13 protein-coding genes and 1 pseudogene are annotated in these 14,408 nt (G+C 64.0%); 6 read left to right on the forward strand and 8 right to left on the reverse strand.

From position 1 onward, the window contains the following. Positions 1-23: 23 nt before the first annotated feature. Together H0S73_RS16420 and H0S73_RS16425 are read left to right on the forward strand one after the other, a co-directional pair. Positions 24-923: a glycoside hydrolase family 25 protein gene (locus H0S73_RS16420; protein WP_181053151.1), complete on the forward strand. Its 900-nt coding sequence runs from the start codon at positions 24-26 to the stop codon at positions 921-923. 221 nt (positions 924-1,144) lie between these two features. Further along, positions 1,145-2,317, forward strand: coding sequence for an isovaleryl-CoA dehydrogenase (locus H0S73_RS16425; RefSeq protein WP_181053152.1), 1,173 nt, complete (start codon positions 1,145-1,147; stop codon positions 2,315-2,317). Here the strand turns inward: H0S73_RS16425 and H0S73_RS16430 are convergent. After that, complete coding sequence (locus H0S73_RS16430; protein ID WP_181053153.1) at positions 2,314-3,921, reverse strand: hypothetical protein; 1,608 nt, start codon at positions 3,919-3,921, stop codon at positions 2,314-2,316. The genes H0S73_RS16425 and H0S73_RS16430 overlap by 4 nt on opposite strands. Before the next feature lie 310 nt (positions 3,922-4,231). Here H0S73_RS16430 and H0S73_RS16435 point away from each other — a divergent pair, with 310 nt between their 5' ends. Next, the gene (locus H0S73_RS16435) at positions 4,232-4,936 is read left to right on the forward strand and encodes a ribonuclease activity regulator RraA (RefSeq protein ID WP_181053154.1); all 705 of its coding nucleotides are present in this window, start codon (positions 4,232-4,234) and stop codon (positions 4,934-4,936) included. A 192-nt stretch (positions 4,937-5,128) separates the two neighbouring features. Further along, a complete protein-coding gene (locus H0S73_RS16440; RefSeq protein WP_181053155.1) occupies positions 5,129-5,959 on the forward strand; it encodes an ElyC/SanA/YdcF family protein in 831 nt (276 codons plus the stop codon). On the opposite strand, the gene H0S73_RS16445 is transcribed toward H0S73_RS16440, so the two are convergent. Then, complete coding sequence (locus H0S73_RS16445) at positions 5,923-6,201, reverse strand: DUF3253 domain-containing protein (RefSeq protein WP_181053156.1); 279 nt, start codon at positions 6,199-6,201, stop codon at positions 5,923-5,925. The two genes, H0S73_RS16440 and H0S73_RS16445, sit on opposite strands and share 37 nt — an antisense overlap. Next, positions 6,194-6,886 (reverse strand): DUF599 family protein, encoded by a 693-nt coding sequence (locus H0S73_RS16450; RefSeq protein ID WP_181053157.1) that lies wholly within the window; start codon positions 6,884-6,886, stop codon positions 6,194-6,196. The genes H0S73_RS16445 and H0S73_RS16450 overlap by 8 nt, the downstream gene beginning before the upstream one ends. A 71-nt stretch (positions 6,887-6,957) precedes the next feature. Here H0S73_RS16450 and H0S73_RS16455 point away from each other — a divergent pair, with 71 nt between their 5' ends. After that, complete coding sequence (locus tag H0S73_RS16455; RefSeq protein ID WP_181053158.1) at positions 6,958-7,368, forward strand: rhodanese-like domain-containing protein; 411 nt, start codon at positions 6,958-6,960, stop codon at positions 7,366-7,368. On the opposite strand, the gene H0S73_RS16460 is transcribed toward H0S73_RS16455, so the two are convergent. From H0S73_RS16460 to H0S73_RS16475, 4 genes and pseudogenes are all read right to left on the reverse strand, one after another. Next, positions 7,365-7,661 carry an acylphosphatase gene (locus H0S73_RS16460; protein WP_181053159.1) on the reverse strand — a complete coding sequence of 99 codons (297 nt, stop codon included), beginning with the start codon at positions 7,659-7,661 and terminating at the stop codon, positions 7,365-7,367. The genes H0S73_RS16455 and H0S73_RS16460 overlap by 4 nt on opposite strands. 203 nt (positions 7,662-7,864) lie before the next feature. After that, a pseudogene (locus tag H0S73_RS16465) lies at positions 7,865-8,278 on the reverse strand (gamma-glutamylcyclotransferase family protein); the annotation flags it as partial. Positions 8,279-8,452: 174 nt separating this feature from the next. Further along, the gene (locus tag H0S73_RS16470) at positions 8,453-10,453 is read right to left on the reverse strand and encodes an acetyl-CoA carboxylase biotin carboxylase subunit (protein ID WP_181053161.1); all 2,001 of its coding nucleotides are present in this window, start codon (positions 10,451-10,453) and stop codon (positions 8,453-8,455) included. 202 nt (positions 10,454-10,655) lie between these two features. Then, the gene (locus H0S73_RS16475; RefSeq protein WP_246388985.1) at positions 10,656-11,579 is read right to left on the reverse strand and encodes a DUF6454 family protein; all 924 of its coding nucleotides are present in this window, start codon (positions 11,577-11,579) and stop codon (positions 10,656-10,658) included. Positions 11,580-11,911: 332 nt separating this feature from the next. Here H0S73_RS16475 and H0S73_RS16480 point away from each other — a divergent pair, with 332 nt between their 5' ends. Beyond that, the gene (locus H0S73_RS16480; RefSeq protein ID WP_181053163.1) at positions 11,912-12,361 is read left to right on the forward strand and encodes a hypothetical protein; all 450 of its coding nucleotides are present in this window, start codon (positions 11,912-11,914) and stop codon (positions 12,359-12,361) included. Positions 12,362-12,408: 47 nt separating this feature from the next. Here the strand turns inward: H0S73_RS16480 and H0S73_RS16485 are convergent, their stop codons facing one another. Then, complete coding sequence (locus H0S73_RS16485) at positions 12,409-14,220, reverse strand: ABC-F family ATP-binding cassette domain-containing protein (RefSeq protein WP_181053164.1); 1,812 nt, start codon at positions 14,218-14,220, stop codon at positions 12,409-12,411. Positions 14,221-14,408 lie beyond the last annotated feature (188 nt).

Raw genomic sequence — 14,408 nt, forward strand, 5'->3', positions numbered from 1 at the left:
TTGCGTACAATACAGTTGAACCGATGAAGACTCGCCGCCGCTCCCCCAGCCGCTCCAAGTGTTCCGGCCTGACGACTTTCGTACGGGCTGCCCGGTTCAGCGCGCTCGCTGCAATCGCCTTGGGTCTCGCCTCCTGCGCCATCATGCCCTCATCGAGCCGGTATCCGACGAAGGGCGATGTCAGGCCCCACGAAGGCGTCGCATCGGCTCACCAGCTCCCGATTCATGGGGTCGACATCTCCAAATGGCAGGGCGATGTCGACTGGGCCTCCCTGCGACGGGCCGGCACCCAGTTCGCCTTCATCAAGGCGACCGAGGGCGGCGACCACGTCGACAGCAAGTTCCAAGAGAACTGGCAGGAGGCCAAGAAGGCGGGCGTTCCGCGCGGGGCCTATCACTTCGTCTATTGGTGCCGCCCTGCGCACGAGCAGGCGGCCTGGTTCAAGAGGAACGTTCCCCGGGATCCGGAGGCCCTCCCCCCGGTTCTGGACGTCGAGTGGAACGGCCAGTCTGTGAACTGCCCGAAGAAGGTTCCCCGTGAGCAGGCGCTCGCCATGATCGACGTGATGCTGCGCGAGATGGAAGCCCATACCGGCAAGCGCCCGATCATCTACACCGACATCACCTTCCATAAGGAAATCCTGGAAGGCGAGTTCAACGATTATCCCTACTGGATCCGCAGCACGGCGGCCGAGCCGCATGTGCGCTACAATAACCGCCGCTGGACCTTCTGGCAGTTCACCACCACGGGCCGCGTTCCCGGCGTGAAGGGCGATGTGGACCGCAACACGTTCTACGGCACGGAAAACCAGTGGCGCATGTTCGTCCAGAGCGCCTGCGATCCGCGCGACCATGGCCGCCTGAAGGCGCAGGGCGTCTGCCGCGACATGGACCCCGTCCAGACGGCCAGCATCGGCGAGTAGCCCGTTCGGCGCAGCCAAACAATCGGGCTCCCTCACCCAGCATGAGGGAGCTTTTTCTTTATTGTGTACGACCAATTGCCGGGCTTCCGGACAGCCCCACCTCTCCTTTTCAGTCGATCCGGCCTTGATAAGGGCAGCATTGCTGACCAAAATGGGCGATCAGAAAAGCGATCCATCGCCCCTACGACCCTGGGTGGGCGAATGGAACCTGGGAGGAACAGATGCTTCAGAATGCCGCCAAGGGCTTCAATTTCGATCTCGGCGAGACCGCCGATGCCATCCGCGAGACCGTCCGCGATTTCGCCCAGGAGAAGATCGCGCCGCGCGCCGAAGAGATCGACCGGACGAACCAGTTCCCGCGCGATCTCTGGCCCCAGATGGGCGAGCTCGGCCTGCACGGCATCACGGTCGAGGAAGAATACGGCGGGGCTGGGCTCGGCTATCTCGAGCACGTCATCGCCATGGAGGAGATCTCCCGTGCCTCCGCGTCGGTCGGCCTGTCCTACGGCGCCCATTCCAACCTCTGCGTCAACCAGATCCGCCGCAACGGCAATGAGGACCAGAAACGCCGCTACCTGCCGAAGCTGATATCCGGCGAGCATCTTGGGGCGCTCGCCATGTCCGAGCCCGGCTCCGGCTCCGACGTGGTCTCCATGCGCACCCGGGCCGAGAAGCGGGGCGACCGCTACGTGCTCAACGGCAACAAGATGTGGATCACCAACGGCCCCACGGCCGATACGCTGGTGGTCTATGCCAAGACCGATCCGGCGGCCGGCCCGCGCGGCATGACGGCCTTCCTGATCGAGAAGGGCTTCAAGGGCTTCTCCACGCACCAGAAGCTCGACAAGCTCGGGATGCGCGGCTCCGACACCTGCGAGCTGGTGTTCGAGGATTGCGAAGTGCCGGAGGAGAACGTGCTCGGCCAGGTCGGCCGGGGCGTGAACGTGCTCATGTCCGGCCTCGATTACGAGCGGGCCGTACTGGCTGCCGGCTCCACGGGCATCATGCAGGCCTGCATGGACGTGGTCCTGCCCTACATCCACGAGCGCAAGCAGTTCGGGCAGGCCATCGGCGAGTTCCAGCTCGTGCAGGGCAAGGTGGCCGACATGTACGTGACCATGAATGCCGCGAAGGCCTATGTCTATGCGGTGGCCAAGGCCTGCGACCGGGGCGAGACCACCCGCGAGGACGCGGCCGGCGCCATTCTCTACGCGGCGGAGAACGCCACCAAGATGGCCCTCGACGCGATCCAGCTCCTTGGCGGCAACGGCTATATCAACGACTACCCGACAGGCCGCCTGCTGCGCGACGCCAAGCTCTACGAAATCGGAGCCGGCACGAGCGAGATCCGCCGCATGCTGATCGGGCGCGAGCTGTTCGCCAAGACGGCCTAAGGATCCTTCCTGATCTTGTAGAGCTGGAACCCGCGCCCATTGTGCACGATCTTCAGGAGATCGGGCGCGGGGTTGGCAGTCTCGTCCGTATCGGTGCCGAGCACGATCAGATAATCGTAGAATTCCGTCCAGCCATCCCAGTAATGGGGCCCATCGGCCGGGGCTCCTTCTTCCTCCGCCGCAACGATGACCTGGCTGATGCGCGGCGTGTCCCCATCTTCCGTATCAACATGCGCGCGGTATTCCGGCCGCGCGTGCAGGATCTGCTTTCCGGGCACGACGAACAGGCGGGAGACGAGCGCCGAACGCTCGATCACCGCAAGGGTCGGCGCATGGGACAGGGCGGCGTCGATTGCCCCTTCGGCCGGATCGTCCGCCTGAGTGACGAGAAGGCGCGAACCCGAGGGCATGAGACGAAGCGAGCTTTTCAGTTCCTGAAGCGGCTGCGAGATGGCCACCCAATGGGCTGAGACGTCGACGACGCGAAAGGCGATGGCCACAAGGCAGACTGCGAAGAAGGCATTGTGGTTCTCCAGCCTCTTCAGATCGACCGTGATGAAACCCAGCGTCATGAAGAAGATGCCGACGACGATGCGCTGGTCGGCCATCCAGGAGCCGAAGGCCAGGCGCGGCAGGGCGAGAAGGGCCAGCGCCAGCACGCCCGCCACGATCAGGCCGGCCGGATGAAAGCCGACCAGGCCCCGCTTGACGGCAATGCCGATGGCGACGGCGATCAGGATCAGGAACGGAATATCGGTGACGTCCGAATAGACCGAGAGGAACATCGTGACGGCTTCGAACTTGCCTTGCGATTCCCAGACGATGTCGTGCGAGAGCCCCCAGGTCGGACTGGTGACCAGCAGGTAGAGGAACGGCAGGAACGGCACACCCAGTGCCAGAGCACTCCTGACGAGCGGCGCGGGCTTCCAGGCTTTCTGTGTCCAGAGGCGCCAGAACTCGAAACTGGCGATGCCGAGGCCATAGAGGCCCAGGGCCGACAAATGGCAGACATACAGAACCGCGCAGAAAGCGAAGCTCGCCAGCGCACGAACGATCACCGGCTTCCCGCTGAGCCTGATCCAGACGGAGAGGCCGAGCACTGCGGCCCCCACGCCGAACAGGTAGTTCATCAGGCCCGTGAACAGGAAGCCGTTATAGACGAAGAGACCGCCCACGAGGGGCCAGGCCGACCAGCGCCCATCGAGCGTGCGGTGCAGCAGCATCGGCCCCAGAAGCATCAGGAGCAGCGTCAGTCCCACGAAGATCCGGCCGGCGGCATAGACTCCGAAGAACGGGACCAGAGGCGGAACGATCAGGTCCATGATCAGATTGGGGATCGGCGCCCAGGCGACCTCGTAGAACCTGGACAGGGGCCCGTTGCCCGGAATGCCCGCGAGCGCCTGCATGCGCGCCAAGTGATTGGGGTAATCCTCCAGCGGCGGCACAACGGTATAGAACAGGGGCAGCAGGATCAGGGCCGCCACGAGCAAAGTCTGCTTGAGGACGACCCAGGGGCGCTCGATGCTCCGGTCGAGAGCGGCAGAGGCCGACAGACCACGCTTCTGGAATTCCGACATCGCCACTCCCGCATCCGCTTCGTTCATGGACGGCGCGAATCCCGTCTTTAACGGACGGCATAAGAGCCTGTGCCTATTCCAGGTCAACCTCATCTTTCAGAGAGGATCCTTGAGAAATGGCAGGAATTCAGGCGATGCGACACTTCGCTCGAATGGCCCGACACTGCCGCGACAATGATCTGCATAGCCCGATGCATTTCATTCGTCATTACATTGGCAAGGGCTTCAACGTCAGCACCCCAAAACGAAACATTGATGCAGGGGATTGCGCGGTCTTATGGTGGCTTTCGGGGCGAGCGGCCTTTATGACTAGCTACCCCAACGTCAGGAAATTCTCATGACTCTCGACAAGACGATCGCCGACGCCCTGCGCGCCGCCTCCACGGCCACGATCACCACCGTGCTGCTGAAGAAGGGCGTGCGCCGCTGCTGGATGAAGGGGCCCATGCCGGCCTTCAATGCCACGGAGAAGATGGTCGGCCGCGCCTTCACCCTGCGCTTCGTGCCGGCCCGCGAGGACTTGGCGACGCCGGAATCCTGGGCCTCCCCGCGCTCCACCCGCGCGGCCATCGAGGACATGCCGGAAGGCTGCATCGCGGTGGTCGATTCCATGGGCGTCACCGATGCCGGCATCTTCGGCGACATTCTCACCGCTCGCATGCAGAAGCGGGGCGTCGCGGCCCTGATCACGGACGGCGTGGTGCGCGATGCGGTCGGCGTCGAAGGCACGAACCTTCCGGTCTGGTGCGCGGGCGTGGCCGCTCCGCCTTCCGTCGCGGGCCTGACCTTCGTCGGCTGGCAGGAGCCCATTGGCTGCGGCGGCGTCGCCATTTTCCCCGATGACGTGATCGTGGCCGACCGCGACGGCGTCGTGGTGATCCCCGCCGCCATGGTGGAAGAGGTCGCCAAGGCCGCCGTGGAGCAGGAGCGCTACGAGCTCTGGGTCATGCGCGAGGTGGAAAAGGGCGTTCCCCTGCCCGGCCTGTACCCGCCGAATGCCGAAACCAAGGCCCGCTACGAAGCCGAGGCGAACCGCTCGTAAGTCGGCAGAAGTTCACGAGGCCCTAGTGGGCAGACTGTGCACGTCATGGCCGGCCTTGTGCCGGCCATTCCGATTGGAAGAATTCAGCGTCTTTCGCATCGAGATCACCGGCAAAAGGCCGGTGAAGACAGAAATAGATTTCCGGTCTGCCTCTGAGAACGAGGGTTGAGGCACCAAACGTGAGGATGGCGGGTGTTCTATTACGTCTCGAAGATCGCGTGGTTCTTCGCCACTCCATCCAATCTTCTGATCAGCCTCATTCTGCTAGGATTGGTCCTGGCTCTCTTCAAGCGGTTCAGGCGTTTCGGAATCGGCCTGAGCCTCGTCTTCACGCTATCGACCGTCGCTTTGGGGCTTCTGCCCATCGCCAGCTATATCCTGCTCCCGCTTGAGGAGCGTTTTCCGCCATTCCGCGATGACGGGAAGCCCGTCGACGGCATCATCCTGCTGGGCGGGTCCGTGGAGGCCGCAGATTCAGCCTCGCGGGGCATGATCGTCGCCAACGAATCGGCCGAGCGGGTGCTCGAGACGATCCAGCTCGCCCATCGCTACCCGGGCGCCCGGATCCTGATTTCGGGCGGAGGCGGCACGGTCTTCGGGGACGGCACCGCCGAAGCGCCCGTCATCGCGGCTTACTTCAAGAGCATCGGAATCGATCCCGCACGCATGCTGGTCGAGGATCGCTCACGAACGACATATGAAAATGCAGCCTATTCCTTCGAACTCGTCAAACCCAGGCAGGGCGAGCGCTGGCTTCTCGTTACGTCAGCGTGGCATATGCCCCGCGCCGTCGGAGTCTTCGAAAAGGTCGGTTTTGCTGTCGTTGCCTATCCGGTGGACTTCCGCACGTCAGGCGGTTCCGGAATCAACCGCCCCTTCGCCTTCATCTCGGAAGGTTTGCGACGTCTCGACATCGGGACAAAAGAATGGGCCGGCCTGATCGCCTATTATCTCGCGGGCCGCACCGTGGGGCTGTTGCCATATCCTCACGGGTCTTGGATCGGCGACAGCGCCAGCCGATAGGTCCCGCGGAAATCGTCGGGGTCGACCGGGCGACCCTTGCGAAGGATAACGATGCGCCCCTCCTTCATGAGGCGCACCGCCACCTTTCTGACCGGCTGCATCAAGGGCCCCCACCCCTCCGGCTGGTTGCCGCCGATGGCCTGGGCCACATCGGCCGGGCCAATGGTCTTGCCGGGTCCGCGCCCTTCGAGAAGCGCCAGCATGGCCGCCTCCAGTTCCTCGGTCTTCTCATTCTTAGACATCGGTCGGCCTCAAGGCAGCATGGTGGGCATCCGACAGGAACTGGCGTCGCCACATGACGAGAAGGACACCGGCCGTCGCTCCGATGAAGAGATAGGCGCTCACGAACCAGCCGAGATAGGCCAGCGAGAAGAAAAATGCCCGCTGTCCACGGTTGAAGTGCTTGCCGGCCACCGCATTCATCGCGGCGGCCTGACGGGCGACCGCGAGTGCCTCCTCCCGGCTGTTCTCCTTCAGCACGGGAACGGCTCCGACGATGATCGCCATGTAGTTGAACAGGCGGTAAGACCAGGCGAATTTGAAGAAGGCATAGACGAAGATCACCGCGAGCCCGATCACCTTCACGTCCCAGCCCAACCGGGTCGGCGGTTCGCCGAACGGGAGATCGGCAAAAAGGGGCAGAACGGAATCCGCCGAGCGCAGGAGGGCCAGGACGCCACCGATGGCGATGAGGGAGGTCGAGGCGAAGAACGCGGTGCCGTTCATGAGCGAGGCCATGATGGTGGTGTCGACGATGCGGTTCTCCCGCACCACCATCTGTTCCATCCAGCGGTAGCGGTACTGGTCCATGATCCTGTTGAGGCTGCCCTGCCCGGCAGGCGTGAGCTCCAGCGCGGCATGGTATCCGAGCCAGGCAATGAGGAAGAAGGCCAGCGCCCCGTAATCGAGATTGGTGAAACCCAGCACCCGTCGTCTCCAGTTGACTCCGCTGGCATCTTGCCCAGTTTGTGCAAAGCCTCAATGGGGAGCGACCCTTCATGTCCCAGACCATCACCCGCGGCTACAAGGCACTGCTCGACGAAGCCAATGCGAAGATCAAGACCCTGCCTGCCGCCGAGGCGATGGCCATGCACGGTCGGGACGACGTGGTGTTCGTGGACCTGCGTGATCCGCGCGAGCTCGAGCGCGAGGGCCGCGTTCCCGGCGCGGTTCATTGCCCGCGCGGCATGCTGGAATTCTGGATCGATCCGGAAAGCCCTTATCACAAGCCGGTGTTCGCGCAGGACAAGACCTTCGTGTTCTTCTGCGCCGCAGGCTGGCGCTCGGCGCTGTCCACGGCCACCGCCCAGGATATGGGGCTTCAACCTGTCGCCCATGTGGAGGGCGGCTTCACCGCCTGGAAGAACGCGGGCGGGCCGGTCGAGCCCGGGGCACCAACGAAGGCCTAGGCCGTTCCCCGCACCTCGAACCGGCCCGAAACATCGTATTCCGGAGCGCCCTGGTTGAGGACCTCGACCTTGTCCACCCGTGAGCCGGCGGGCCCCTCGTGGCAGGCCTTCAGCATCACCTCGACGAGGTTTTCCGGCCCCGAGAAGACCGCTTCGACCGTACCGTCCCGCCGGTTGCGGACCCAGCCCTTGAGCCCGTGCAGCTGTGCCTGATGCTGCGTCCAGGCGCGAAAGCTCACGCCCTGGACGCGCCCGTGGATCAGTACGTGTGAGGTTCGATGTGCGGTCATCATGCCCTGTCGCGCCCGGCGAGTGCCATCATTGGATCCGGCGTCTGGATAATGCACCCTGCTCGGCGCGGATCCACAGTCTTTCGCAGGATTTCATCGGCCTTCAACTGGCCTCAACGGGATCTGCGGATCGTTCCCGACGGGGCGTTCCAAAGGGGGCGGACCTGAGGCGCCTGAGGAAGCGGTGCGGCCGTCAGGGTCCTGGGCAGCCACATTCCTAAGCCCCGCACATAATCCTCCGGCAGGCTTGCATGCCGGGCGGCCTCGACGACGCCCTCCATGTAGCCCGGCAGCGGCGTTCCCGGCTTGGCGCTCCGCCCGATATAAACCACCGCCCGGCGCGGCCCATGCTCCGTCACGATCGGCTGGATGACCTTGGTGTAGAGACCCGTCGATAGGCTTTCATAACGGTCGAGGGCCGGCACGTCCGCCAAGGCCAGATTCCAGACCATGCCCCAAACCGCGCGCTGCGGATCCCGCACCACGGAGGCATAGCCCTCCTCGAAGATGATGAAGCGATGCCGCATGAGCCGCCCGATACCGACCGGCTTGGAAGCCGGGCAGCGCTGGAGCATGGCGGCCCGGTCCATGTTGGACCCATAGGCGAAATAAAGGGGCATGGGCTCAGGCTCTTAATCAGTTGGAGTTGACCTGCCCAGGAGAGCCTGGCCACTCACCTCTCACATCACCATTGGCCTTGCGCCGGTGATCTCGGTCGCTTGAGGCGCGGCGCATCTCATCGGTCGGCCCCTGATGTCTGTCGCCGACCGATATACCGGCAGAATGTGACCGCCCTATGCGAATTCCATGATCACTGCGTCCACGGCCAGGCTGTCGCCCTCCTTGGCGTGGATCTTGGCGATGGTGCCGTCGCGTTCGGCGCGCAGCACGTTCTCCATCTTCATGGCCTCGACGATGCAGAGCGGCTCGCCCGCCTTGATCTCCTGCCCGACCGAGACGCTGATCGCCTTGACCAGCCCCGGCATCGGACAGAGCAACTGCTTGCCCGTATCGGCCTCCAGCCGCTCTGGCATCAGGGCGGCGAGTTCCGCCTCGCGCTTCGTGTAGACCCGCACCTCAGCCGAAGCGCCGGCATGGGACAGCACCACGCCGTTCAGGATCGGCCGCACTTGGACCGCAACCTGCTCGCCGCCGACCGTGCCGGTCCAGACCGGCTCGCCGGGCACCCAGCCCGACACGATGGGCCAGGACTGGCCGCCGATCACGACCGCGAAGCCGCCCTCGATATCCTCGATCACCACCTCGTGCCGCTCCCGGCCCAGCAGCACCACCCGCTCGCGGTCGAACCGCACGCTGGAGACATGCCGCATCTGGCCCGAGATATGGCGCTTGCGCTCGTTGAGCAGGTGATCGATGGCGGCGCCCACGGCTGCCATGCGCAGGGCCACCTCGCCCACCGGCGCCGGCGCCTTGAACCCTTGCGGGAACTCCTCGGCGATGAAGCCGGTGGAGAGCTTGCCCGATTGCCAGCGCGGATGCTGCATCAGGGCCGAAAGGAACGGAATGTTGTGACGGATGCCTTCGATGGCGAAGGCATCGAGCGCCGTCGCCTGCGCCTCGATGGCCTGCTCGCGGGTCGGCGCGTGGGTGACCAGCTTGGCGATCATCGGATCGTAATAGATCGAGATCTCGCCGCCCTCATAGACGCCCGTATCATTACGCACCGTTACCCCGTGACTCTCCCCCTCCTGCGGCGGGCGATAAGTGACGAGGCGTCCCGTGGAGGGCAGGAAGTTCCGGACGGGATCCTCCGCATAAATGCGGCTTTCCACCGACCAGCCCTTGAGCTTCACATCGGCCTGGCTCATCCGGAGCTTCTCCCCGGCGGCGACGCGGATCATCTCCTCCACGAGGTCGATGCCGGTGATCATCTCGGTCACCGGATGTTCCACCTGGAGACGGGTGTTCATCTCGAGGAAGTAGAACGACTTGTCCTGGCCGGCCACGAACTCGACCGTGCCGGCGGAATCGTAGCCCACGGCCCTGGCCAGCGCGACCGCCTGCTCGCCCATGAGCCGGCGGGTGGCCTCGTCGAGGAGCGGCGACGGGGCTTCCTCGATGACCTTCTGGTTGCGGCGCTGGATCGAGCACTCGCGCTCGCCGAGATAGATCACGTTGCCGTGCTTGTCGCCCAGCACTTGGATCTCGATGTGCCGCGGATCGGTGATGAACTTCTCGACGAAGACGCGATCGTCGCCGAAGGACGAGGCCGCCTCCGACTTGGCGCGGGCGAAGCCTTCGGCGACCTCATCGGCCGAATAGGCAATGCGCATGCCCTTGCCGCCGCCGCCGGCCGAGGCCTTGATCATGACCGGGTAACCGATCTCATCCGCGATCTTCACAGCCTGTTCGGGGCCCTCGATTACCCCGAGATAGCCTGGAACGGTTGAAACCTTGGCGGCCGCGGCCGCCTTCTTCGACTCGATCTTGTCGCCCATCGCCGCGATGGCGCCGGGATTCGGGCCGATGAAGACGATGCCGGCTTCGGCCAGCGCCTTGGGGAAGGCCTCGCGCTCGGAGAGGAAGCCGTAGCCGGGGTGGACCGCCTGGGCGCCGGTGGCCTTGCAGGCCTCGATGATCTTCTCAATCACGAGATAGGACCCTGCCGCGGCCGCCGGGCCGATATGGACGGCCTCGTCGGCCATCTCAACGTGCAGGGCATCCCGGTCGGCATCGGAATAGACCGCAACGGTCTTGATGCCCATGCGCCGGGCGGTCTTGATGACCCGGCACGCGATCTCGCCCCGGTTCGCAATCAGGATCTTGTCGAACATGAACCCTCGAACGCTCCACCCAAACAAAACTTAGCCCCACCTCCGTTACTGCACATCCGTGCCTTGGGGAAGCGGGGCTTCGTCAGCATTTAGCGTAAGACGGCGGAACGCCTCTCGGGAGCTTGGCCTGATCCCTCGACCCCCGGCCTTGATTCAGGCGCCGGAGGCGGCAATGACGCAAGGGTATCAACCCATCCGAGGACTACTTCACCTCGGCCTCATAGATGTAGAGCGTGGACTTATCGTCCTCGGGCATGAAGTAGCCGCGGATTCCGGCATCGCTCGCTTCCATCCAGACCGGATTGTGGGTCATGTCCATACCGGAGGCGGTCCAGAGGAGGACCGGCGTCTGGAAAATCGGGCGGCCGTCCGTAAGGTTGACGAGGTCGAGCCCACCGAGGCGGAACGGGGAAGCGTCGGGCGTGACCCGCATCTCGGTTACGCCGGTGCACAGCATGCGACTTTTGCCGGCATATTTGCAGTCCTGGTAATCGAGATAATGGGAGGTATTGAGCGTCCTGAGCTTCTCAGGAGGTTCGCTCGCGTTGGTCGGCTTTCCGCCATCGCCGAGAGACCAACGGTAGAAACGGCGCGAGCCCCAGCTGACCCCATGCAGGGCCTTGTCGTCGGTGTTGTGCACCACGCCGCCCACATGGTCGGCAAAGCGGAACATCTCCTCGGCCTTCATGGTCTCCGGATCGACCCGATAGACAATGGAGCGGCTGTTCGGCCGGTACTCGGCTACCGGAACCCAGATGTATTTCCCGTCGTAATCGATGCCGCCCGGATGATAGACCGTGCCTTCGCCGAGAGTGATCTCGGCGATGAGATTGCCCTTCATGTCGATCTTGAACAGGTGCCCGACGCCGGCCCCCGTATCGCGGTCGTACCCGTCCACCGGTTGCGGGAAGCGCTTGGTCGGCTGCTGGATCTCGACGGACGAAACGAACAGCGTGTCCCCGATCTTCACCATGCCCTGCGGGTGATGGGTCAGGAAATTGATCGGTACGGCGGATACGGGCTTCCACTGCGTGCCGCGCGACAGCTTCGTCACGCGCTCCGCCACGAGATCACGGTCGGGTTCCCCCGCCGTGAGAGCCGTGGGCGCAGCCCCGAGGCAAAGCATGGTCAGAATCGCAGTCAGGCAACGTCTCGAGAGGCAGTCCATCGCGTTCCTCCATCAGTGACGATCCGCTTCTTGAACGATGAAGCATCGGATCGGTCCCAAAAGTGTAAAATCACGTCCGGGTCCGATGCTCTTAGCGAGCGGGTGATGTCACTTTAGTGTCGCGCGTGGCGTCTCCGCAAATCGCCTGTCTCTCGCACCATGCTTGGCCTCTTTGGCACTAACGACAGTGTCCTGAATGAGCGTCCGATAAAACATGAACGTTTCGAGAGCGGGTGATGAAACATTAAGCTAACGATGTTATATATCGCGTCAGGATTGGAGCGGTACTGATGCGTAATGCCTTGATTTTCTTCGCCTATATTCTTGCAGTGCCTGCTTGCTTCCTCGGACTTCTCCTCGTGGCGATGTGGCTATCGATCGATTCGCATGAATTCGGCCCCTGGAATCCCAAGTACCTATTCCTCATCCATGGAACCACAGTCGGGAATCTGGGACTGGTGGACCCTGTCGCCGGCAGCATCGGCTATATGGGAGAAGGGCGAGACGGCACAGCGCCCGCCTATGCGTATGTGACGTTCACGACCAGAGCCCGGCCGGAGGACGTTATCGCAACCTACGATGCGCGCTGCCAGGCCATTGGGCTCGCCGTTCAACGACAGTCGTCCAATCAGCAGAAACTCGGATTGACGTGCGAACGGGACGGAGCCGAAGTCGGTGTAACCGCCTCCCGGGTCAACGATGCTACGGAGGTGAGTATCAATGGTTGGGAGTTCAATTAAGCGATCCGGACTCTCTCGATCGATGAGCAGAACCCAACAATCGACGCTTACCCCTCCAACTCCTCCCGCAGCATCTCGAGTTCCAGCCAACGCTCCTCGGCAGCATGCAGCTCTGTCTGCAACTGCGTGAGCGCATCCATGGCCTTCTGGAAGCGGGCCGGATCGCGGGAATAGAGCTCGGGATCGGCGAGGATCTCCTGGACCTTGGCGATCTTGGCTTCCAGCTCTTCCATGCGCTTCGGCAAGGTTTTCAGGTCGTGCTGCTCGTTGAAGCCGAGCTTGCGCTTCGACGCGGGAGCGGACTGGGCCGCCGGCTTCTCGGCGTTCCTGGGCTTTGCTTCCTTCTCGACCACACGGGCCTGAACGCCGCGACCGCGCTGGGCCACCATGTCGGTGTAGCCGCCCGCATATTCGATCCAGCGCCCCTCGCCTTCCGAAACCAGGACGGAACTGACCGTCCGGTCGAGGAAGTCGCGATCGTGGCTGACCAGGATCACGGTGCCGGAATAGTCCTGAATCATCTCTTCCAGGAGATCGAGAGTTTCGAGATCGAGATCGTTGGTGGGCTCGTCGAGCACCAGCAGATTGGAGGGCTGGGCCAGGGCCCGGGCCAGCATGAGGCGGTTTCGCTCCCCGCCCGAGAGCACGCCCACGGGGGTACGCGCCTGTTCGGGCGCGAAGAGGAAATCCTTCATGTAGCCGATGACGTGCTTGGTCTGCCCGCCGATGGTGACTGTATCCCCGCGCCCGCCGGTCAGGGTCTCGGCCACGGTCGCGTCGGGATCGAGGCTCGCGCGGCGCTGGTCGAGGGTGACCATCTGCAGGTTGGAGCCGAGGCGCACGCGCCCCTCATCCGGCTCCAGGACGCCGGTGAGCAGGTTGATGAGAGTCGTCTTTCCGGCCCCGTTCGGACCGATGATGCCGAGGCGGTCGCCGCGCAGGACGCGCAAGGACAGGTTCGACACGATGGGACGGTTACCGTACGATTTCGAGATGCCCTCCGCCTCGACCACGAGGGTGCCGGATTGCTCGGCCTCGGCGAGGCTCATATTGACGGTACCGACGGCCCGTTGGCGGTCCTGGTATTGCTGGCGCATGGCGTGGAGATTGCCGAGGCGGCGCACGTTGCGCTTGCGCCGGGCGGTCACCCCGTAGCGCAGCCAGTCGGCCTCGGCCACGAGCTTGCGGCCGAGCTTATGGTGCTCGGCTTCTTCCTGCTCCAGAACCTGATCCCGCCATTCCTCGAAATGGGCGAAGCCCCGGTCCATGCGGCGGGTCCTGCCCCGATCGAGCCAAATCGTGGCCTGGGACAGGCTCTCCAGGAAGCGGCGGTCGTGGCTGATCAGCACGAGGGCGGACCGAAGGCTCTTCAACTCGCCTTCCAGCCACTCGATCACCGGTAGGTCGAGATGGTTCGTCGGCTCGTCGAGAAGGAGGATGTCGGGCTGCGGGGCCAGCACATGGGCCAGGGCCGCGCGTCGGGCCTCGCCGCCGGAGAGATCGGCGGGCTTCTCCTCCCCGGTCAGCCCCAGCTGTTCCACCAGGTAGCGGGCCCGGTAGGGGTCATCCCCCGGCCCCAGGCCTGCCTCCACATAGGCGAGTGTCGTGGGATAGGCCGAGAGATCGGGCTCCTGCGCCAGATAGCGCACGGCCGCCCCCGGCTGCACGAAACGCTTGCCACGGTCGGCCTCGATGAGGCCTGCGGCGATTTTGAGCAGGGTGGACTTGCCCGAGCCGTTGCGGCCGACAAGGCAGGCCCGCTCGCCCGGGGAGACGGACAGCTCGGCGCTCTCGATCAGCGGCGTGCCGCCGAAGGTGAGAGCGATATCCTGAAGGAGAAGAAGAGGAGGAGGCGCCATTCCCGCTCACCTGACACCTCTTGGTCGCAGATGCAAGACCGGCGCCATCCGATCCTTACCTTGGGACAGGCACGCCGTTCGGGCGGACCGGAGGGCCGTGCCGGCGAAAACCGGGGCCACTTTTCCGCACGATGCGCTAGAAGGGTGGACGGTTGATGCAGTTTATGGTCCCCTTCCCATGATAAGCT

This window comes from Microvirga mediterraneensis, from assembly GCF_013520865.1.
GTDB classification, from domain to species: domain Bacteria; phylum Pseudomonadota; class Alphaproteobacteria; order Rhizobiales; family Beijerinckiaceae; genus Microvirga; species Microvirga mediterraneensis.